We start from the raw sequence: 22,483 nt of genomic DNA, 5'->3' as shown, positions 1-22,483 counted from the left end.
CTAAAAAATTTTATATGGTATAAATACTCAGTCTTTTGCGGTATATCCAGAAGCTGTACACATTCAACTTCTTAGGTGGATTGAGGATAAAGAATCGCCTCTCACAGGATGATCCGAAGATTCCGGCAGGCAAAGCTACCGCCAATTAACGCACAACGGAAAACAGCGGTTTATTTAATAAAGCGTTCTACAGGTATGCGCACTAAGGTGTAGCTTTGTGGTTATGAATACCTATTCGTGGAGGAGAAAGGGAAATGGACGCTAAGTCAGCACGCAGGCATGACCCCTATGCTGTACTTCGACTGCCGGAGTTCAGGCTGTACATATCAGCGCGACTGTGCATCACGCTGGCCATGCAAATCCAGGCCGTCGTCGTGGGTTGGCAAATCTATGCTATCACCGACGACGTCTTCTCTTTGGGCCTGATTGGGCTGGCGGAGGCCATACCTTCTATATTCGTGTCGCTGTACGCCGGCTACCTGGCAGACACGGTGCCACGCAAGCGGATTATTGTGACAGTAGTGGCTGTGCTCCTGCTTTGTTCGCTGGCACTTCTGTATTTTACCTTGGATATGAGTCGTGTGCTGCCCCTGTATGGCGTATTGCCTATTTACGCGGTCATTTTCATCAGTGGCATAGCCCGCGGCTTCATGGGGCCGGCCGTATTTTCGTTTATGCCTCAACTGGTGGCCGACAAACAACTCTACGCCAATGCCATTACCTGGAGCAGTACCACCTGGCAGGCCGCCTCGCTGGTGGGCCCGGCTTTGGGTGGGCTGGTATATGGCTTTTACGGGATCACAGCGGCTTACGCCCTGGATGCCCTGCTGGTGCTGCTGTCGTTCACCGCTTTCGTGCTGATCGGCGGGAAGGCGCTTCCTGAGAATATTAATCCGCAGAATATGATGGAGAGTCTGCGCTCAGGTATACGGTTCGTGTTCGGCAACCAGGTTATCCTGAACGCCATCTCCCTGGACATGTTCGCGGTGCTGTTTGGGGGAGCAGTGGCGCTGTTGCCTGTATTTGCCTCTGACATTCTGTTAGTGGGGCCACAGGGACTCGGCTTCCTGCGGGCGGCGCCTGCCGTTGGCTCGGTGGCGATGGCCGTCTGGATGGCTTACTATCCCATTACCCTGAAAGCCGGGAAAATCATGCTCTGGTGCGTGGCGGGCTTCGGATTAAGTTTGATTTTCTTTGGGCTCTCCACCAGCTTCTGGCTCTCACTGGTGTTGCTGGTGCTGAGCGGTGCCTTCGACAGTATTAGTGTGATTATCCGTTCCACATTGCTTCATACCCTCACGCCGGAGTACATGAAAGGCCGTGTTTCCTCGGTGAACAGCATTTTCATCGGTTCGTCAAATGAGATAGGTGCCTTCCGGGCGGGAACGATGGCCAAGGTGATGGGCGCGGTACCCTCTGTAGTGCTGGGCGGTGTCGTGACGCTACTGGTCGTAGGAGTGACGGCCCTGAAAGCAGACAAGCTGCGCAAGCTGGACCTGACGCCTGAGATGGAGGCCGTCTGAAAAAGGCAGTCCCATGCTCCGCTAGACGAAACATGGGACTGCTGATGTGGTAGGGTGACGAGGCTACTTGGCAGCAGCCTCTTTCTTCTCGGCGACTTTTCTTTTGGTCGCCTGTCTTGGGCGGCTGTTGCCATAAGTGCCTTTCACGATTTTGCCTTTCTTCGATTTTTTATCTCCTTTTCCCATGTTGCGTTAGTTTATTGGTTGTAGATCGTAACCCATACATACGTAAGTAGGGGGCTGCAGTTTAGATCTGGTTTGAAGTTTACGTCTGGTTAGGTTTTGCTATACCTGACTATGTTGCGAATGTGGAGTTAGGGGGGCTTATACCTGTCAATGATCTATACTTGTAAATAGTAAGAGGGAGCTAAACCTTTTTATGGCCGCGGGTGTTTCAAAAGGATGCCGTGTTGTATGCTTTGGCCAATTGCCAGGTATAGCGCCAAGGGGTAAAAAGCCTTCTGAATGCGACAGGGTATTTGTATCTTTACATCTTATTAAAATAAGTTCGTCATGCGTGGGCTTTAACCTGCCTGCGCTATACTCTATGGCTAACACGTCCGAAAATAACCTCGATACACTCGATCCGCGCCAGCACATCATCATCAAAGGCGCTCGCGTGCACAATCTCAAAAATCTCAGTGTGGCTTTGCCGCGCAACAAGTTCATCGTCGTTACCGGCCTTTCCGGCTCCGGTAAGTCATCCTTGGCTTTCGACACCTTGTATGCCGAGGGGCAGCGCATGTATGTGGAGAGCCTGAGCTCCTATGCCCGCCAGTTTCTGGGCCGTATGGACAAGCCTGACGTGGACTACATCAAAGGCATTAGCCCGGCCATTGCCATCGAGCAGAAGGTGAGCATCAAGAACAACCGCTCGACGGTGGGCACTAGCACTGAAATCTACGATTACCTGAAGCTGCTCTACGCGCGCATCGGCAAAACGTACTCACCTGTTTCAGGGGAGGTGGTGCAGAAAGATAGTGTGGCCGATGTGGTGGATTTCATCTTCTCGATGGAGGACGAAGCCCGTGTGATGATCCTGGCGCCGCTGCAACTGCACAAAGATCGCACGCTGGCCAAAGAACTGGACCTATTGCTGCAGAAAGGCTACTCGCGCATCTACGCCGACGGGCAGGTATACTTTATCGAGGAGTTGCTCGAAGAGAAAAAGCCCAAGCTGGGCAAGGAAGTATACATCCTTGTGGACCGCGCCATCATCTATAAATCAGACGAAGACCTGGCTTTCCGGATTGCCGACTCGGTGCAAACCGCATTTTTCGAAGGCCATGGGGAGTGCCGCGTGAAATATGGCGATGGCGAGGAGCGCGTGTTCTCCGACCGTTTTGAGCTGGATGGGATGGTGTTCGAGGAGCCGTCGGTTAACTTCTTCAGCTTCAACAACCCTTACGGCGCCTGCCAGACCTGCGAGGGCTTTGGCAGCGTGCTAGGTATAGATCCCGATCTGGTTATACCTGACAAGAGCCTGACGGTATACGAAGGAGCTGTCGCTCCTTGGCGATCAGAGAAAATGAACGATTGGCTGAAACCGCTTGTGAAGAACGGCATCCGCTTCGACTTCCCGATTCACCGCCCTTACAACGAGCTTTCTGAGAAAGAGCAGGAATTGCTGTGGACTGGCAACAAGTACTTCGAAGGCCTGAACGACTTCTTTAAGCACCTCCAATCGCAGACGCACAAAATCCAGTACCGCGTAATGCTGTCGCGCTACCGTGGCCGCACCACCTGCCCCGACTGCAAAGGCTCCCGACTGCGTAAGGATGCCAGCTACGTGAAGATCAATGACAAAAGCATCACCGATCTGGTGCTGATGCCGATCACTCAGTCGCTTGCATTTTTTGAACAGATGCAACTGACTGAGCACGAGCGCAATGTAGCTGAGCGACTAGTGACCGAAGTGACAAACCGCCTGGGCTACCTGGTGCGGGTGGGCCTGGGTTACCTGACGCTCAACCGACTTTCCAATACTTTGTCAGGTGGTGAAAGCCAGCGTATCAACTTGGCGACTTCGCTGGGGAGTGCCCTGGTAGGCTCCATGTACATCCTGGATGAACCGAGCATCGGTTTGCACCCGAAGGACTCCGAGCAGCTGATCGGTGTGTTACGCACTTTACAAAAAATGGGCAACACCGTGATTGTGGTGGAGCACGAAGAAGAAATGATGCGTGCCGCTGACCAACTAATCGACATTGGTCCGGAAGCTGGCTCGGGTGGAGGCAACCTGATGTTCCAGGGTACGCTTGAAGAAATGACCCAAACAGCTGATACCTATACTGCCAAATACCTGAGCGGCGAGATGGAGGTATCGGTGCCGGCGCAGCGTCGCAAGTGGCGCAATGCCATCGAGATACAGGGCGCCCGCGAGAACAACCTCAAAAACCTGAGCGTGAAAGTTCCGTTGGGCGTGATGACCGTTGTAACAGGCGTGAGCGGCTCCGGCAAGTCTACCCTGATCAAAAAGATACTGGCTCCGGCCATGATGAAGCTGCACGGCAATACAGCCGAAGCCACAGGTAAATTCGACAAACTGGCCGGTGACTACAACAAAATCCGGCACGTGGAGTTTGTGGACCAGAACCCGATCGGTAAGTCGTCGCGCTCCAACCCGGTAACCTATGTGAAGGCCTACGATGCCATCCGTTCGCTTTACGCTGACCAGCCGCTGGCCAAGTCGCGCGGGTTTAAGCCCTCGCATTTCTCCTTCAACATCGAGGGTGGTCGCTGCGAGGTGTGCCAGGGCGAAGGCCAGGTAAAGATCGAGATGCAGTTCATGGCCGACATTTACCTGACTTGCGAGAGCTGCAACGGACATCGCTTTAAGCAGGACGTGCTCGATATCAAGTATAAGGAGAAGAGCATTTCGGAAGTACTAGATATGACCATCGCCGATAGCATCGAGTTCTTTGCCGATCAGTCAAAGATTATAGAGAAACTGAGGCCGCTGAACGATGTGGGCTTGGGCTACATCCGCCTGGGTCAGTCAAGCAACACCTTGTCGGGTGGGGAGGCGCAGCGCGTGAAACTGGCGTCGTTCCTGACTAAGGGCGTGCAGGCACACCAGGAGGACATTCTGTTCATCTTTGATGAGCCGAGTACGGGCCTGCACTTCCACGACATCAACAAACTGCTGCAGTCCATCAACGCGCTGATCGAGAACGGAAACACGGTGGTCATCATAGAGCACAACATGGACATCATCAAATCCGCCGACTGGATCATCGATCTGGGTCCGGAGGGAGGCACCAACGGAGGCTACCTGCTCTTTGAAGGTACGCCGGAGGAGATGGCAAAGCTAGAAGATAACCATACCGCCCGATTCCTGAAGGAAAGGCTTTAAGTGTGAGGCGTGAGAGCCGCAGCAATCGGATTTGCTGCGGCTCTTGTTTTTAAGGTATAGCAAGGCAGGTATACCTTATTTTACTAACTTGCCGTACGGGTATGAATCAACTATAAATCAACAGCTACTATAAAACATGAGAAAACGAATTGTTGCCGGCAACTGGAAAATGAACAAGACCTACGAGGAAGCGCTTACGCTGGTATCGGAGATCGACAACATGGTGAAAGACGAAGTGAACGGTGATGTGACCGTGATCGTGGCACCTCCTTTCCCGTTCCTGCAGAGCGTGGGTAAACTAACGCAGGGCAACGACCGGATGCATCTGGCTGCCCAGAACGTGAGCGAGCACGAAAGCGGCGCCTATACCGGTGAAGTGTCGGCTGCCATGCTGAAGTCGGTAGGCGTGCAGTACGTGATCATTGGCCACAGTGAGCGCCGCATGTACCACCACGAAGATGCCCAGTCACTTTACAAGAAACTGAAAACTGCCATTGCGCAAGGTATAACACCGATCTTCTGCTGCGGCGAGCCGCTCGAGGAGCGCGACGCCGACCGCCACTTCGACTACGTGGACAAGCAACTGCACGACAGCCTTTCCTACCTAAGCAACGAGGAATTTGACAACGTGGTAGTAGCTTACGAGCCGATCTGGGCCATTGGCACAGGTCGAACTGCCAGCAGCCAGCAGGCCCAGGAAATGCACGCTTATATCCGGGAACAGCTTTCGCGCATGTTTGATGCGGAGGCGGCCTTCAAGTGCTCGATCCTGTACGGCGGCAGCTGCAACCCGGGCAACGCAAAAGAGCTGTTCTCTCAACCAGATGTGGACGGTGGCCTAATCGGAGGGGCTTCGCTTAAATCCCGCGACTTTACCGACATAATTAAATCGTTCTAAGAATCAGGTAACACAGGAAAAAGGCTGCTAACTAAAAAAGTTGGCAGCCTTTTTTATTGTAGATATAGTTATATTTGGCTAAATTATCTCCTATGATTCTGATAATATCCTTTTGGTTTTCGCTGCTCCCATACCTGGCAGCGCCTCAGCCAGCAGCCCCCTCGCCTGTAACGGTAGCCAGCAAAGACATTTGCCGCGTTTACGGTACGGTATACCTGGAGCGCGACCCCAGGTATAAGAACACCGCCTCCTACACAGTATACCTGGGCGATGAAGAAGCCTTTGCCTCCATGGTGGTATACCGCGAGAGCAACAAGCTCTTTGCCGATGGCACGGCCATCTGGCACATCACCAACAAGAAAGCCTTTGCCGACCACGTGCTCTACGTGACCGATAACCGGAATTTTGCTGATTTTACTGTACACTTTACCAACGTGCGCTCCTACGCAGCGTGCCGCCCTTAATACAATTACATGGATTTTATAGAAGTAGCCCTGAAAGTAAGTCCCGATTTTGCCGACATCTTCACTGCCGAAATGGGAGAGTTGGGATTCGATGCCTTTGTAGAAACTGAGGAGGGTTTTAACGCTTACATCGACGAGGACAAGTTCGACCAACACGAGCTGAACAACATGATTGCTCGCTACGCCGGGTATACGACCGTGGAGTACCAAGTACAGAAGATCGAGCGCCAGAACTGGAACACCGAATGGGAGCGCAACTTCGAACCGCTTTTCATCGGAGGGCAGGTGTCTGTGAGGGCGTCGTTCCACGAGAAACCGGCCGAAGCAAAGTATGATATCGTGATCAATCCGAAAATGTCATTCGGCACGGGTCATCACGAGACCACCACGCTCATGATCGAAAACCAGCTGACACTGAACCACCAGAGCAAGCGCGTGCTGGACATGGGCTGTGGCACAGGTATACTGGCTATTATGGCGGGCGAGTTAGGCGCAACTGAGATCGTTGCCGTAGAAATAGAAGACTGGACGGTAGAAAATGCCCGTGAAAACGCGGAACTGAATGGCTACGCAGGTATAGACGTGCGACTGGGCGGTGCCGAGACAATTGAGGGAGACCAGCCCTACGACATTATCCTGGCTAACATCAACCGTAACGTGCTGCTCGATGATATGCCCGCCTATGTGGCGGTACTGAAGCCCGAGGCTACGCTGTTGCTGAGCGGTTTCTATACCGAAGACCTGACGGCACTGCAGCAACGTGCCACTGAACTGAGCCTGACCTACGTGTCGCACCGCACCAAAAACAACTGGGTGTCGGCTATTTTTAAGAACAGCTAATGCTAATCCTTCCGACCTATGAAATATAAACTTCTACTCTTTTTATTTTTTCTGGCTGTTTTCGCAGCACAGGCCCAAACCAAGCTAGCGACTGACCCGGCTCAGTACATCATAGATGCCAAAGCTATGCTGGTAACAGGCAAGGCCAAAAATGCCGAGTCACTCGGAGCCGCATTGGAAAGCGTATGGGGCAACCAGCGACTCTCCGAGAAGCAGAAACAGCAGGTGATCGACATTTCGCAACAGATGTACCGCAAGAAGCTGCGCGTCAATCCGCATTACGAGAACTTCTACGAGATGCTGGTGGGTGCTGTGAACCATCAGAACATGCGCGGCGCTCAGATCGACAACATGCTGGAAGTAGTGGCCAAGGCTGTGCAGCAGGATGAAGGCGCAGCCCTCGACCGTTTCTTTAAGACCAGCAGCAGCTACCTGACCACAGGTATACTCTACCAGAACAAGCAGTATACCCTACGCACTGCCGGGGGCGCCGTGAGCTTTGCCTATGAGGGCAAAGCAGCCCCGAAAGACAAGGAAAAGTCAGAGGAGGTAAGCGACTGGGAGAGCTTCTCTTGGGACGATGAGGTAGCGGGCGAAAGTACCGAGGCCACTGCTGACGATTGGGGCGATGCCTGGGACACGCCTAAGCCCGCCGCAAAAAAAGTTGATCCGAAAGTAGCTGAAAAGAAGCGCCGCGACGACTTCAAAAAGATGTTTATACCTGCCCAGCCGAAAGTGAGCGGTCCGGTGCTGAAACTTGATAATGTCAACCTGAGCTTCGCCACCATACACGACTCCACCGCTATCATGAAAACAAGCGGACAGCTGATGCTGGCGAGCAACCTGTTCGTTGGCGAGGGCGGATCGTTTGCATGGGAAGTAGACGGCAAACCGGTTTCAGCAGCTTTCAAGGCTTTCAATTTTGACATCACAGCGGCGGCCTTCAAAGTGCCCGAAGCCACTATTACTTATAATGCTGTGCTTGATGCCCCGATTGAGGGTATTTTTGAGTTCAGAAGCACCAAAGCAGGCACCAATGGCGAGAAATCCTACCCGCGTTTTGCCTCCTATACCAACGATGCGAAGGTGAAAAGCCTGGGCAAGGACATTGTCTACTCTGGTGGCTTTACGCTGGCCGGCAACCTGATTGGCAGTAAGCCGCTCGACGGCAGTATTTCTGCGCTGGCAGTATTGGAAGACGGAAAGAAGAAGTTCCGCTCTATGGCGCACAACTACAACCTGAACGACTCTATCATATTTGCCAACAGAGCCTACGTCGCCGTTTACCAGAACCAGCGCCGGGACTCGCTTACGCATCCGGCCATGCAGTTGCGCTACTCCAAGCCAACCCGCGAACTGGTGCTAACCCGCGACAAAGGCGTGTACAGCAAAACCCCGTTCTACGACAGCTACCACAAATTCGAGATCACGGCCGAGCGCCTTGCCTGGAACCTGGGTACGCCATATGTCAATTTCTCGATCCTGAATACCAAGACCCTTATACCTGTGCAGCTGGAGTCAGCACAGTACTTCTCTAACATGCGTTTTCAGCAGTTAGTCGGTGTGGCTAGTTTCCACCCGCTGCAGGTGCTGGTGTCGTATGCAGCCAAAGCCAAAACCAACGACTTCTACGCATTCGATGTGGCAAAGGCATCCAAGCTGAACGAGAAAGCGGTGCGGGAAGCAGCCATCAGCCTGGCCCGCGAAGGCTACCTGACTTACGACGGACAATCCAATTTTATTTCCCTGAAGCCAAAAGCCTGGCACTATGTAGGCTCAGCGCAAAACCTGAGTGACTACGACCACCTGGTGATCAAATCAGTAGTGCCTTCTGGCCGCAATGCGACGCTTAACCTGAACAGCAACCGCCTGACCGTACGTGGGGTAGAGAAAATGGCATTCAATAACGACTCCTCTACCGTATATGCCGTGCCTGACAGCAACATTGTGCACCTGCTCGACAACCGCAACATGGAATTTGGTGGCAGGCTGTACGCCGGTCGCCTGAACTTCAGAGGCTCTCAGTTTAAATTCGATTATAGTGAGTTCATGATCGACATGCAAAAACTGGACACAGTGGCTTTTGTAACAAAGAAGCGCCATGCAGTAGGCAGAAAGAAAGAACTGGAGCAGGTAATGACCAGCCGATCAGGCAAGATGTCCGGTAAGCTTTATATCAACAAGCCGAACAACAAGTCGGGTCGCAAGCACTACCCGGAATACCCGAAATTTGACTCGCCGATGGGTGGACAGGTGGCCTTTGCCAGACCCGATGTATTGGCTGGCGCCTACGACAGCACCGTCTACTTCGACATTCCTTCCTACAAACTCGACAGCTTGAGCAAAGGCAAAAGCATGATTGGCTTCAGTGGCACTTTCCACTCAGGCAACATCTTCCCCCCAATTAAGACTAAGCTGACCATGATGCCGGACGAAACGCTCGGTTTCTATTACCAGCCGGGTCCCAACGGTCTGCCGGCATTCGGCGGCAAAGGGATAGCCTACGACACCATCATGATGAGCTCGGAAGGCATACAAAGCCGTGGCAAGCTCAAGTACCTGACCTCAACCTTTGAGGCGCCGGAATATACCTACTATCTCGATAAAGTGGTGACCCAAAAGGGTGCCAGCGCGAAGATGGAAGCAGGGGGTGGCGAAGCCAACTTCCCGATGGCAAGCTTAGGCCACTATGAGATGATCTGGGTGCCGAAGCAGGACACTATGTACCTGATGGCAGCTGCCGAAGATCCGATGAAGATTTACAAAGAGGAGTTCAAGTTTACGGGTACAGCCAAACTGTCACCTGGCGGCTTGTATGGCGATGGCGAACTCGACAATGCGGATGCGAACATCGTGTCACAGAAGCTTTCGTTTAAAGGGCGTAACCTATCAGGCAACAATGCGCAGATGATCGTGAAGTCGGATGTGGAGGGTAAGCCAGCCATGAAAGCGACGGACATGGCCATTAGCTATGATCTGGATAAGCGTTTTGTGGAGTTTGGCAGTGAGCAAAAAGGTATAGCGAGTATTGAGTTCCCGAAAGCGCAGTACAAGACGTCGATGAGCCGCGCCACTTGGGACATGAAGCAGCAAAAGGTAAGCCTGGCAGCCGATGACGCAAGCGGTAAAAACTATTTCTACTCACAGCACCCGCAGCAGGATGGCCTGTACTTTAGCGCTGTTACGGGAGAGTATGACCTGAAAGTAAATTCTATTCTGGCAGGTGGCGTGCCTTACATACCTGTAGGCGACGTGCACATTGTGCCGGACAGCGGCAAAGTAGCCGTGGCGGCAGGTGCCACTATCACCACCTTGCGCAATGCACGTGTTATGGCTGACTCCTTGCAGCAGTTCCACAAACTGTATTCGGGCAACATTAATGTGCTATCACGCAACGCTTTCAGTGGTACGGCAATGCACGATTATCAGAATGCCGCTTCCGATTCGTTTAAGCTACAGTTTACGGACTTCATGTTTAAGCAGCATCAACTGAAGAAGAAGTCAAACATCAACACCACGTATGCGCAGTCACTGGTGCGTGAGACAGACAACTTCTACATTTTCCCGCACATCCGCTACAGAGGTAACGTGACGATGTACTCATACCGTCCGCACATGGACTTTGATGGCGACCTGAAGTTGAATTTCACCGGAAACGAAGAAGACTCCGACTGGTTCCCGTTCAAGCGTGACTCCCTGAATCCGGACAACGTGCGCATTCCGATCATGAAGCAGAAGGCCCCAGACGGTAACCAACTGTACACGGGTCTGCACCTGTCACGTGGAACATTTAAGCCATACAACACTTTCGTTTCGAAGAAGCAGTACGAAGATGACCTGGACATCTTTACCGTAAGCGGCGACTTGTCTTACGATAAGGAGAATAGCGAATTTAAAATTACGGATGCTGCCCGTTCAGTAGCCGGATCTTACGAGGGCAACGAGCTGCGTTATAATGAGGGCTCTAAAACGGTATCTTTTGAGGGCAAGCTGAATCTGGTTAACTCTTTGAAAGACTTCGGGATAGAGTCGGCCGGTACAGGTATAGCCAAAACCGACAGTGGCTACTACGCGATCGATGCACTGATGGCCTTTGACATGAACCTGAACTCCCAAGTAATTGGAGCATTAGGCAAAAAGCTGAACGAAACAGCTATACGTGGCGGCGGCGATCAGGGCGATGTGGAAACGATGCTTTACAAACTGGGCAACATCATTGGCAACCGCGATGCGCAGCGCTACCGTGAGCAAGGCAGTGCGATCACCTTGCCGAAATTGTCAAGTAAGTTGGTGCGCAGCATGGTGTTCCATAACGTGGACCTGCGCTGGTCCAACAAAACCAATGCCTGGTACAGCGTAGGCAAACTGGGGCTGTCTAATGTGCTGAAGGAGGAGATAAATGCGAACATGGATGGCTTTATGGAAATAAAGCAGGACCTGAACGGCGAACCGGTGGTGAACCTGTACCTGCAGGCAGACCCTTATACCTGGGTATTCCTGAGTTATCTGGAAAACGGGCTGGTAATCGTGTCGTCTGATGCTGACCTCAACAAAACCATTCGCTCCAAGGCCAGTGGAGGCCGCTCCCGTAAATATGGAATGTATATGGGAGAGAACATTGACAAAAACCGCTTCGTGGACCAGTTCAAGCACGACTACCTGAACGGTAAGGATCCCTTTAAAATGGCGACACAGGCTCCTATAGCGGAGCAGGGGGGCTTTAATGTTGCGGAAGACGAAGTAGAGGACACGAAGAAGAAAAAGAAGAAGAAAAAAGGAAATGCGGAAGAGGAAGAAGGTTGGCAATAACCGATAACTGCATGACGGACGTATAGGGAAAGATATCTCATTTTTGGATATTAAATTAACAAGTCCCTATATTTGGGTTCTTTTCAAATAAAAATACACGAGCAAACTGCACTTAATTCTGTTAAGTGCAGTTAATGCAAACAAAAGCTGACACACGCGTCATGAACATACTTTTAATTGCCGCTTTATTTATAATAGCGTACCTGATTGGATCTATTTCTACTGCCGTCTGGATTGGCAAGGCTTACTACGGGGTTGATATTCGCCAGCACGGAAGTGGAAACTCCGGCGCAACCAATACCTTTCGCGTACTGGGCAAAAAACCCGGTACCATCGTAATGCTGATCGACATTTTTAAGGGCTGGGTGGCTACATCCCTGGCAGCCTTGTTGGTGATATTTAACGCAGTACCTGCCGATGATCTGATTTTCTATCAGTTAGCAATGGGTGCACTGGCAGTAGTAGGACATATCTTTCCGGTATACGAGCGCTTTAAGGGCGGAAAAGGAGTGGCAACGTTGCTAGGCATGATGCTGGCCATACACCTGGAAGTAGCCCTGATGTGCATGATCATTTTCGTGATCGTACTCTTTACCTCCAGGTATGTGTCGCTTGGATCCATGATCGCAGCACTGGCGTTCCCGATACTCTTGTTACTGCCGCGTTTCCACCCGGACAACCCGATCCTGATCATCTTCGGATTTGTGGTGTTTGCCGTGGTGGTGTTAACGCACCGTAAGAATATCAACCGCCTGATAAACGGCGAAGAAAGTAAAGCAAACATCAAACTGGGGCTCCGCAAGTAGGTATAGCTGCCAGTAGGTATAAGCAATCTAAGAGCCACTCTTTTCGAAGGGTGGCTTTTTTCGTACCTTTAGGGCAGGACATTTATCTAGACTATGAATCAATATATCGCTGACAACAAAGACCGATTTATAAACGAACTGCTGGACATGCTGCGCATACCTTCTGTAAGCGCCGACCCGAAGTTTAAGCAGGACGTGATGCGCACAGCCGATTTTGTGGCCCAGAAACTGCGTGAAGCTGGCGCCGATAACGTGGAGCTTTGCGAAACCGCAGGCTATCCGATCGTATATGGCGAGAAAGTAGTAGACCCAAGCCTGCCAACGGTGCTGGTGTACGGCCACTACGATGTGCAGCCTGCCGACCCTTACGAACTGTGGCACTCGCCTCCTTTTGAGCCCGTAATTAAAGATGGCAAGATCTACGCCCGCGGTGCCTGCGACGACAAGGGCCAGATGTACATGCACGTAAAGGCCTTTGAAGTAATGATGCAGAACAACGCATTAACTTGTAATGTGAAGTTCATGATAGAGGGCGAAGAGGAAGTGGGTTCTGCTAACTTGGCTACCTTCGTCAAAAACAACAAAGAGAAATTAAATGCCGATGTAATCCTGATCTCAGACACGGGTATGCTGGGCAACGACACGCCGTCCATCACCACCGGCTTGCGTGGTATGAGCTACGTGGAGGTAGAGGTAACTGGCCCGAACCGTGACCTGCACTCTGGTCTGTACGGTGGCGCTGTGGCGAACCCGATCAACATCCTGTGCCAGATGATTGCCTCGATGCACGACGAGAACAACCACATCACCATACCTGGCTTCTACGACAATGTGCAGGAACTAAGCCAGGAGGAGCGCGCTGAGATGGCCCGTGCCCCATTCAGCCTGGACAAGTACAAGCAGGCGCTCGACTTGCCAGATGTGCATGGCGAGGAAGGCTACGTAACCATGGAGCGCAACTCCATACGCCCAACACTGGATGTGAACGGCATCTGGGGCGGCTACACCGGAGAAGGAGCCAAAACGGTTATACCTTCTCAGGCTTTCGCTAAGATCTCGATGCGCCTGGTGCCGAATCAGACTTCTGAGGAGATCACCGAGAAATTCAAGAAGCACTTTGAGAGCATCGCGCCAAAAAGCGTGAAAGTAGTAGTAAAGCCACACCACGGTGGTGAGCCTGTTGTGACGCCAACCGATTCTATCGCTTACCAGGCAGCTGCCAAAGCCTACGAAGAAACGTTTGGCGTGAAGCCGGTGCCGGTGCGTAGTGGTGGTTCTATTCCGATCGTAGCTATGTTCAAGTCAGAGCTCGGCCTGGACTCGGTGCTCATGGGCTTCGGTCTGGATACGGATGCGATCCACTCACCTAACGAGCACTTCGGTGTGTTTAACTTCATGAAAGGTATAGAGACGATCCCACAATTCTATAAGTACTATGCGGAGATGAGCAAATAAGCATCTTCTTTAAAACAAAACAGCCCCGTTACTTTTGTAGAGTAGCGGGGCTGTTCTGTTTTAGGTATAGAAATAAGCTTTTACCAGTTGCCGGGCCGACGTGCAGGCAGCATATAGCCTATGGAAAGTTGCCAGACAAGGTTGCGCTGGCTCAAGTCTTGTTTCGGAAAAGGACGAAGGCTGCCCGTATGGCGCACATTCAGAAAGAAACCGCTTTCTAGCATTAGCCCACCCCCTACAGCATAGCCGGCGTCAAAGCTGTTGAAGTTATCCCGACTAAAATCTTCACGGCCGATAACGATTGGAGGATCCGGAGTAGGGTCGGTACTCACAATATTGACTTCATTGCCGACATTGAGCAGGTAGCCCATATAAGGTCCCGCCTCTACAAACAAGGCGGCTTTTTGCAGTTTGATCATCAGAGGCAGCTCGATATAATCGAGGCGCAGGTCACCGGTGAGAGCAGTTCCGTCAGTTCTGTCTAAGGTATAGTTGTCGTAGGTAAAGCCCTTGCGGCTGAAGTGTAGCTCAGGCTGCACCGACAAACGGGAGGCGAACTCATAGGCAAATACGAATGCGCCGTGTATACCTGCCAAGTGGTTAATTTGGTCGGAGGGAGCATCGGAGCCAACTGCTTTGGAGAAGCCTCCACCGGCTTTTACACCGTAGCGGTAATACTGGGCGTCAGCTCTAAAAGAGATGACGAATAACAGTCCCATCAACAGGATGATCTTTTTCATAGTTTCGGGCTTTAGTACATGGTTGGGCGCCTGCCTCTCCTTTATTGTACTCTTGGGAGTAGGTTTTAGTTAGACACTGGCTAGTAGGTATAGCCACAAATAAGAAAGCCGCCGGATGCTGGGCACCCGGCGGCTTTCTTATTTGTACGTGTAATTAGCGGTTCGTTGGCAGTGCAAAACCTACCGTTACCATAAAGGTAGAGTGGCGGGCATTAGTCAGGTCGCCGTCGAAATTCACGTCTTCTTTCACGAAGTCGCTGAAGGCGCCATTGTAGCGCACGCCGAAGCTGATCGCATTGTTAGCCGACGTGAAGCCAATACCAGCCACATAGCCTACTTCGAACTCAGCAAGTCCTGCTTTGCTCTTTTCGTCGGTGTTAGTAGACTGAAGGCTGCCATTAATGTAGGTCTTTGTCTCATTGTTCACGCTCAACAGGTATGAGGCCTGCGGACCAGCTTCGAAGTACAGCGGCCCGGCTTTGATTCTGGCGAGTACCGGCAAATCAAGATAATTGTAGTTTACCTTGCCTTCACGACGTCTGTTGTACAGAGGAAGTGACACTTCAGAGTCTTCGTTCTTGAAACCCTTTACAGAGTAAAGCAATTCCGGCTGTATAGAGAAGAAGTTGTCGACGATGCCGAAGTTTGCTGTAATACCGGCATGGAATCCTACTTTGTTCTCAAAGCGGTCTTCATCACGCAGATCGCCAGACAGGTTAGAGATATTAGCGCCGCCTCTTACGCCGAAGCTTGCGTTTTGCGCCTGAGCACTAAATGCAGTAGCCACTGCAAACACGAACATAAATAATAGCTTTTTCATAATTGGGTATTGGTTATTTTGGTATGATCTGAGCAATATACGTGCAAAACTATATTTTTATTGAGTATATAAGCCATGTGTTTTTGTAGGTAATGTGTTATCTGTTTGACTATCAGGCTTAAAATTTTTGTGAAATTGTACTTTAATTTAACTGTTTACAAGCACCAGGTACTCAAAACTTCTGGTTTCTGTAGTAGAGGTAAGCTATACTTTAGTACAACCAGTAAGACGCTTTGTTGCAGCTTCTTAGTGAGAGGTGTCGATAGGATAGTCGGCAGAGAGGGAGCGCAGGTATAACAGTGCTATCTAAAAAAAGCCCCGGCGCGAACCGGGGCTTCAATCTTATAGTTTTATTCTGTACTAATGGAGGCGGTTATCTGGCGCCAAACGAATAGCCCAGCGTCAGCATGAATACATCATTACGGTAGTTTCCAAAATTGGTGTTGTCATAAAGCTTAGAAATGTCACCGTTGTAACGCACACCAACGCTTAGCCCAAGTGGAGTAGACTGCAAACCTATACCTGCGGCATAGCCCAGGCTGGTTCTCTTAAATTCATCGGCCATAAAAGGCGCTCCTCCCTCCAGGTCATCGCTGATCTTTACAGACACCTGTGGGCCGCCTTCAAAATAGAGTGGACCGGCGTTAACACGGCCAAGTACTGGCACGTCGATATAGTTTACTTTCATCTTCCAGGTATCAGCACTGTTTTCGGCACCTTTCATAGAGAACAGCACCTCCGGCTGAATTGAAAAGAAATTATCGGCTGAAAGCGGGAAGTTGGCTGTCAAACCACCATGTCCGCCCCATATTCTGTCTAGATTGTCTGCTGCAGAACCGGCAAAGCCAGAATAGTTTACACCAGCTCTGATACCGATGCGCGGACCTTGCGCATGTGCCGCAACCACTGTGGTCATGGCTAATACAAGCATTAAGATTCTCTTCTTCATAGTAGTAAATGGTTAATTGGATTAAGTGTGTAACCGTCAGGAGTAGTCTTCTTCACTTCAGGCTCCTGACGCCCCATAATACGCAGTCCCCCAAGAAAAGTCTAAAAAAGTTTAATCTTTCGCTTTAAAGGTAGTGCAATCGCAATGGCAGATTAAAGCGGTATTAAAAAGAAAAGTTCAATACCATTTTGTGGTATTGAACTTCGTAATTACTTAATATATAGGTTCTTGTATTTTTTATAGCTTAGCCGGCCCATCCGTCCCTATCCAGGCTGCGGTACTGAATAGCTTCTGCTAAATGTTCAATTTTAATTTCGTTGCTATCGGCCAGATCAGCGATGGTGCGGCTTACTTTCAGGATGCGGTCATAAGCACGGGCTGAGAGCCCAAGACGCTCCATGGCAGTCTTCAACAAGGTGCGCCCGGCATCTGAAATCTGGCAGATCTCTTTTACCATCTGCGAGGGCATCATGGCGTTGGAGTGAATGTCGTCAAATTCGTTGAATCGATCCCGCTGTAAGTCGCGCGCCCGCACTACGCGTTCACGTATGGTCCCACTGTCTTCTGCCTTTCGGGTAGCGGTCATTTCGTCAAAAGTAACAGGTGTTACTTCCACGTGCAGGTCGATGCGGTCGAGGAGCGGACCGCTAACCTTGTTGAGGTAGCGCTGCACCAGGCCGGGAGCGCAGACACATTCTTTCTCGGGGTGGTTGTAAAATCCACAGGGGCACGGGTTCATGCTGGCAATGAGCATAAAGTTCGCCGGAAAATCCAGCGTAGTTTTAGCTCTCGAAATGGTAACTCGGCGCTCTTCTAATGGCTGTCGCATTACCTCCAAGGCAGTACGCTTAAACTCGGGTAGTTCGTCCAGGAACAGCACGCCATTGTGTGCCAGTGAAATCTCGCCCGGTTGAGGTATACCCCCACCGCCCACCAGCGCCACATCCGATATGGTATGGTGGGGGGCCCGGTATGGTCGGGTAGCAAGCAGCGATGAAATCTCGCCTAATTTGCCGGCAACAGAATGTATCTTGGTCGTTTCCAGCGCTTCATGCATCGAGAGTGGCGGAAGGATAGAAGGCAGTCGTTTGGCCAGCATGGTTTTGCCCGCTCCCGGAGGACCGATCATGATGACGTTATGGCCGCCAGCCGCAGCAATCTCCAAAGCCCGTTTGATGTTTTCCTGTCCCTGCACATCCGAAAAGTCGGCGGCATATTGGTTGGCTGTGTTCTGAAACACATCGCGGGTATCTATTTTGACAGGCTGTATTTCTAGCTCATCGTTCAGAAAATCAATGGCTTCTTTGATATTCTCTACCCCGATTACATCCAGGTTATTCACAATCGCTGCTTCACGGGCATTACTGGCAGGAAGTATGATGCCTCTAAACCCTTCTTTGCGGGCCTGAATGGCAATCGGAAGCACACCTTTGATCGGACGGAGAGAACCGTCAAGCGAAAGCTCCCCCATGATCATATAGTGCGAAAGCTTATCAGCAACCATTTGTCCGCCGGCCGCCAGCATGCCCATTGCGATGGTGAGGTCGTAAGCGGCACCTTCTTTGCGGATGTCGGCAGGAGCCATGTTGATGATGGTTTTCTGTCGCTTGAGTTTGTAGCCATACTGCGCCAGTGCCGATTCTATACGCTGCTCGCCCTCTTTAATGGCGTTGTCGGGTAGACCCACCAGAAAGTACTTTGCGCCAGCGCTCACGCTCACTTCCACGGTTACGGTATAGGCGTTCACGCCCTGTACGGCGCTGCCAAACGTCTTGATAAGCATAAGGGTTAGATGTTGATCTATAAATGCAATTTTAATAAGTCAGATTCGCAACACTGCTTGCCGGTAATTGATTCCGGGGAGCGATGGTAAATGTAGGAAAAAGAAATTTAATGAGGGTATGAGGGGTAGTATTGCTATTGATGGTATAGCGTTGCTGTGTTGTGGATGTATGTTATACAGGATTATACAGCAAGTTTAACGTTGGGTATAATGGCATGTTTACTACTAGCGTAGATGCAGCTGTTGCAGGTACGGCAACTTGCATTGTTCTATAGCTTGCCCTGGCCGGGCGGGCCTCACTTTTTTCCTTGATGAAAATCGAGGCCCCCTACCCCCAAAGTAAGCAAAAAAATCAAGAAGATTTTAAATCGAGGGCCCCTACCCCCACTCGCTGACCGCTCTTGACAGGGGGATCCCTTCACCCCCAACACAAAATCGTCGCTGGTGCACCAAATCGTCGCTGGTGCACCGGGCAAAGCTATATGCTGCGTTGCTTCGGTGCAAGTTAGCCTTGCTATACCTGCTAGTGGTTATTTGCTACAGGGCCTATACCTGATACTGGTAATGGCTGAAGTCCCCCTTTGAAGGGGGCAGGTGGATGACAATCGTGTACACGAAAACTGAAGCGACAATACCTTTATCCCCTCAAATCGGTAGTTACGGACTCCCCTCCTTGGATAAGGAGGTATAGGGGTGGTTTGACCCGGCAAAGCCCAGGAACTGCTACAACTACGAAGCTTATACCAGAGAAATAGTAGCGGTAGAAATTCCCCTCTTAAGAGGGGCAGGAGTGTATTATAATAGCTGCAAGTTCCTTCCAGGATTACAGACAGAAAAGCAGTAGCCGTATGGTTCCCTTATGGGTAGGGGCACCTAGACAAGAAAGGAGGCAGGGGGCTAACAATCTCGCACGACTCCTCCTGTGCCCAAGAGTATAGGACGGGAAATTCTTGCATAAATATCCCGAGAATCCTTGGAAAAATGTCCTTAATGGACGTTTGCTCTACACCTTACCCACAAATCCGCTTCTCAATCAGCAGAATCAGAATATGGATGACTTTGATGTGGATTTCCTGCACGCGGTCGGCGTAGTCCTGGTGTGGAACGCGCACTTCCACGTCGCAGAAGGCAGCCAGTTTGCCACCGTCTTTACCGGTGAGGCCAACAACGGTCATGCCTTTGGCTTTAGCAGCCGCGGCAGCTTTGAGCACGTTGGTGGAGTTGCCACTGGTACTGATGGCCAGTAATACGTCGCCCTTATTGCCTAATGCTTCGATGTAACGGGAAAAAACGTGATCGTAGCCATAGTCGTTGCCCACGCAGCTCATGTGGCTCACGTCGGAGATGGAGATAGCAGGTATAGCCTGTCGGTTGTCGCGGTAACGGCCGGTCAGTTCTTCTGCAAAATGCATGGCATCGCACATGGAGCCGCCGTTGCCACACGACAATATCTTGCTACCGGCAGCTACTGCATCGGCCATGGCATTAGCCGCTTTTTCGATGGCGGCAATATTGTTAGGGTCAGCTATAAAGTTGTTGAGCGTCTGTTGCGCTTCCTGCAGCTCCTGAAGTACGATTTGGGTCATGTATAATATTAGTTGCTCGCCACAGCCATTTCCATACGGATAGACTCTTTGTAGCTGTTGCTTCTGTATTCCTGTTTGCGCTCATATAGATCGGCTTTCAGCTCGTTTATTTTCACCTGAGCCATGTGCCTGTCGTATTTGAGCGAGGTAATGTAAAGTTTGCCGATCAGTAGTTTAACCAGCATCAGCCCGGCGCCAACTGCTCCGAGTGTTTTGTAAAGTGTGAGCGCCTGCTCTTCAGTCGCGATCTCGAATATGGCTTTGTGGTCTAGCAAGTTTGTTAGCAAAAGTGCTATAAACATAGCGTAGCAAAAAACGACAACATCAGAGAGAGTCTTAAGTTCTTTCATGCTTTCAAGTTGGATTTTGGTGCAAAACTGTTTCGGGCTAAGCTATAAAAAAATATGAATATACCGAAACGTTGAGGCCAAAATTTAATTGGAAGCGGTGGTTAGTAACACAAAAGTGCCAAATGCTCTTAAGACACCAGTTGCATTTGTGTAAGTTTTGCGTACAATCCGCCGTGCTGCAGCAGGTCTTCGTGCGTGCCACGCTCCACGATACTGCCCTGTTGTAATACTACAATCTCGTCGGCATGCTGTATGGTGCTCAGTCTGTGCGCAATCACGATGGATGTTCTGTTCTTCATCAAATTGGTCAGCGCTTCCTGCACCAGTTTTTCTGATTCAGTGTCCAATGCCGAAGTCGCTTCGTCCAGAATCAGAATAGGCGGGTTCTGCAGAATGGCTCTGGCAATGCTCAGGCGCTGGCGCTGTCCGCCAGACAAGCGACTACCCCGGTCACCGATCAGAGTCTGGTAACCCTCAGGCGTCTTCTCAATGAACTCGTGCGCGTTCGCAATCCTGGCTGCCGCAATCACTTCTTCCTCCGTTGCGTCAGTTTTGTTGAAAGCAATGTTGTTGAAGATGGTATCGTTGAAAAGAATAGATTCCTGTGTTACCACGCCTATCTTGTCGCGCACCGACTCCGTGGTATAGTCCCGTATGTCGTGGCCGTCGATCAGGATGCTGCCTGCCGTTGGGTCGTAGAAGCGCGGGATCAGGTCGGCCAGCGTGGACTTGCCCCCACCAGATGGACCTACTAACGCCACTGTTTTCCCTTTCTGGATGTGTAGGTTGATGTCTTGCAGCACCGTGTGGTCGCCGTAGCCAAAACTCACATCCCGGAACTCGATCTCGTGGCGGAATTCCGGTAATACTTTCGCATTCGGCTTGTCTATTACCTGAGGCTTGGTATCGATCACTTTTAAAATACGGTCGCCTGACACCAGCCCGCGCTGTATGTTGCTGAAAGCCGACGACATGGCCTTGGCCGGTACGAGCACTTGCGAGAAGAGCACAATGTAGGTAATGAACTCTTCTGCTTTCAGTTCGGATTGTTGATTGAGGACCAGGTTACCGCCAAACCAAAGCAGGCCAGCCACCACAGTTACCCCCATAAACTCCGAGAAAGGAGAGGCGAGGTCGCGCTTATTGGCAATAGAGCGCTGCAGGTGGGCATAGCGGTCGTTTTGCTGGTTGAACTTGTCCAGGATGTAGGGCTCCGCATTAAAAGCTTTGATCACCCGTATCCCGCTCAGTGTCTCGTCGATGATAGTCAGAATAAAGCTTAGCGATTCTTGTCCTTGCTGCGCGGCCCGCTTCAGGCGCTTGGCTATACCTGCAATGAGTATACCTGAGAGTGGAAGAAGAATCAGTGTGAAAAGCGTAAGCTTAACTGACATGGTAAACAGCACCACAAAGAAGGCAATGATGGAGATGGGCTCACGGATAACGACAGTCATCGTGTTCACCACAGAGTTTTCCACTTCCTGAATATCTACCGTCATGCGGGTCATCAGGTCGCCTTTGCGCTCATTGCTGAAATAACCCATGTGCAGTTGCGTCACACGCTCATAAGTTGCATGGCGGATTTTCTTCACGACATGCGCGCGCAGTGCTCCTACTACTCTCAGCGCCAGGTACTTGAAGAGGTTGGAGAGAAAGACCGAGCATACAATGATGACACACACGAAAAGCAAAGCACCCTGTCTGCCTTTCTCCAATATCACCTGTCCGAAATGGTAGTTGAAGAAATCCTTGAAATACTCAATAGAGAGCCTGAACTCGGGCTTGGTGGTCACCATGGCGGCTGCATCGTCTGCGCCTACCGTGCCGAAAAGAACGCTGAGCAGCGGAATGAGGAGCGTAAAGTTGAGCAGGCCGAAAATAATGCCCAGCACGGTGTAGATAGTATAAAGCGGCACAAAGCGACTATAGGGCTTTGCAAACTGCAGTATCCGGAGATAAGTCTTCATGTTGTGTAGGCCTTCCTTACCTCTCGCAGGTATAGGCGGCTGTCCCGACTGCTTCCCGTGACACACGAGCCGCTTACCGGAAGTTTTTAAGTATGAATGAATTATAATATTACAGACCGGGCTATACCTGTCGCACGC

16 protein-coding genes are annotated in these 22,483 nt (G+C 51.0%); 8 read left to right on the top strand and 8 right to left on the bottom strand.

What is annotated here, in order from left to right:
* Positions 1–254 precede the first annotated feature (254 nt).
* Positions 255–1,523 carry an MFS transporter gene (locus C8E01_RS15770; RefSeq protein ID WP_116544424.1) on the top strand — a complete coding sequence of 423 codons (1,269 nt, stop codon included), beginning with the start codon at positions 255–257 and terminating at the stop codon, positions 1,521–1,523.
* A 63-nt stretch (positions 1,524–1,586) separates the two neighbouring features.
* Here C8E01_RS15770 and C8E01_RS15765 read toward each other — a convergent pair whose 3' ends face one another.
* Complete coding sequence (locus C8E01_RS15765) at positions 1,587–1,709, bottom strand: 30S ribosomal protein THX (RefSeq protein WP_116544423.1); 123 nt, start codon at positions 1,707–1,709, stop codon at positions 1,587–1,589.
* A gap of 361 nt (positions 1,710–2,070) precedes the next feature.
* Between C8E01_RS15765 and uvrA the strand changes: the two genes are divergently transcribed.
* The 7 genes from uvrA (at position 2,071) to C8E01_RS15730 (ending at position 14,150) form a co-directional block, all read left to right on the top strand.
* The gene (gene uvrA / locus C8E01_RS15760; RefSeq protein ID WP_116544422.1) at positions 2,071–4,878 is read left to right on the top strand and encodes an excinuclease ABC subunit UvrA; all 2,808 of its coding nucleotides are present in this window, start codon (positions 2,071–2,073) and stop codon (positions 4,876–4,878) included.
* Positions 4,879–5,014: 136 nt separating this feature from the next.
* Positions 5,015–5,776: a triose-phosphate isomerase gene (gene tpiA, locus C8E01_RS15755; RefSeq protein WP_116544421.1), complete on the top strand. Its 762-nt coding sequence runs from the start codon at positions 5,015–5,017 to the stop codon at positions 5,774–5,776.
* Positions 5,777–5,868: 92 nt separating this feature from the next.
* Positions 5,869–6,240, top strand: coding sequence for a hypothetical protein (locus tag C8E01_RS15750; protein ID WP_165820667.1), 372 nt, complete (start codon positions 5,869–5,871; stop codon positions 6,238–6,240).
* Between the two features lie 9 nt (positions 6,241–6,249).
* The gene (prmA, locus tag C8E01_RS15745) at positions 6,250–7,080 is read left to right on the top strand and encodes a 50S ribosomal protein L11 methyltransferase (protein WP_116544420.1); all 831 of its coding nucleotides are present in this window, start codon (positions 6,250–6,252) and stop codon (positions 7,078–7,080) included.
* Between the two features lie 18 nt (positions 7,081–7,098).
* Entirely contained in the window at positions 7,099–11,889 is a 4,791-nt protein-coding gene (locus C8E01_RS15740; RefSeq protein ID WP_116544419.1) for a hypothetical protein, read from the top strand.
* Between the two features lie 161 nt (positions 11,890–12,050).
* On the top strand, positions 12,051–12,695 hold the full coding sequence (plsY, locus tag C8E01_RS15735) for a glycerol-3-phosphate 1-O-acyltransferase PlsY (RefSeq protein ID WP_116544418.1): 645 nt from the start codon (positions 12,051–12,053) through the stop codon (positions 12,693–12,695).
* A 93-nt stretch (positions 12,696–12,788) separates the two neighbouring features.
* Entirely contained in the window at positions 12,789–14,150 is a 1,362-nt protein-coding gene (locus C8E01_RS15730) for a dipeptidase (RefSeq protein WP_116544417.1), read from the top strand.
* 80 nt (positions 14,151–14,230) lie between these two features.
* Here the strand turns inward: C8E01_RS15730 and C8E01_RS15725 are convergent, their stop codons facing one another.
* From C8E01_RS15725 to C8E01_RS15695, 7 genes are all read right to left on the bottom strand, one after another.
* Positions 14,231–14,890, bottom strand: a complete 660-nt coding sequence (locus tag C8E01_RS15725) for a porin family protein (protein ID WP_116544416.1) — start codon at positions 14,888–14,890, stop codon at positions 14,231–14,233.
* 154 nt (positions 14,891–15,044) lie between these two features.
* Positions 15,045–15,710 (bottom strand): porin family protein, encoded by a 666-nt coding sequence (locus tag C8E01_RS15720; RefSeq protein WP_243409620.1) that lies wholly within the window; start codon positions 15,708–15,710, stop codon positions 15,045–15,047.
* A gap of 373 nt (positions 15,711–16,083) precedes the next feature.
* Positions 16,084–16,659, bottom strand: a complete 576-nt coding sequence (locus C8E01_RS15715; protein ID WP_243409619.1) for a porin family protein — start codon at positions 16,657–16,659, stop codon at positions 16,084–16,086.
* Positions 16,660–16,903: 244 nt separating this feature from the next.
* Positions 16,904–18,442: a YifB family Mg chelatase-like AAA ATPase gene (locus C8E01_RS15710; protein WP_116544414.1), complete on the bottom strand. Its 1,539-nt coding sequence runs from the start codon at positions 18,440–18,442 to the stop codon at positions 16,904–16,906.
* Positions 18,443–19,452: 1,010 nt separating this feature from the next.
* Positions 19,453–20,028: a D-sedoheptulose 7-phosphate isomerase gene (gene lpcA, locus C8E01_RS15705; protein WP_116544413.1), complete on the bottom strand. Its 576-nt coding sequence runs from the start codon at positions 20,026–20,028 to the stop codon at positions 19,453–19,455.
* 8 nt (positions 20,029–20,036) lie between these two features.
* Positions 20,037–20,303, bottom strand: coding sequence for a hypothetical protein (locus C8E01_RS15700; protein WP_243409618.1), 267 nt, complete (start codon positions 20,301–20,303; stop codon positions 20,037–20,039).
* A gap of 203 nt (positions 20,304–20,506) precedes the next feature.
* The gene (locus C8E01_RS15695) at positions 20,507–22,345 is read right to left on the bottom strand and encodes an ABC transporter ATP-binding protein (protein ID WP_116544411.1); all 1,839 of its coding nucleotides are present in this window, start codon (positions 22,343–22,345) and stop codon (positions 20,507–20,509) included.
* Between the last annotated feature and the right edge of the window lie 138 nt (positions 22,346–22,483).

Source organism: Pontibacter virosus (assembly GCF_003096355.1).
GTDB lineage: Bacteria > Bacteroidota > Bacteroidia > Cytophagales > Hymenobacteraceae > Pontibacter > Pontibacter virosus.
This window is presented reverse-complemented; position numbering and strand designations above follow the sequence as displayed.